The sequence below is a fragment of the Telluria sp. AZSoR62 genome, assembly GCF_058111565.1.
Genome location: NZ_JBYTST010000616.1, coordinates 1 through 235 on the forward strand (window position 1 = coordinate 1; position 235 = coordinate 235).

At 63.4% G+C, this 235-nt stretch carries 1 protein-coding gene; it reads right to left on the reverse strand.

From position 1 onward, the window contains the following. A partial coding sequence (locus tag AC3XQU_RS24940) for a protein kinase domain-containing protein (protein WP_489876770.1) occupies positions 1-235 on the reverse strand: 235 nt, incomplete at both ends.

Consider the following 235-nt stretch of genomic DNA (forward strand, 5'->3'; position numbering starts at 1 on the left):
CGCGGTGGAGGATGCCGAGGCGGTGGACATAAGCCAGTGCGTCAGCGATGCCGGCTCCTATGACGGCGAGCTCGTCCAGGGGGACTTTACTGTGCCTGATCCGGCTGCGCAGATCCTGTCCCTCGACCAGTTCCATCGTCAGGAACGGCCGGGGCTCATCCGGGATACGCACGTCGACGCCGACATCGAACAATGTCACGAGGCTGGGATGGTTCAGCGTCGCCAGCAGCGTTAT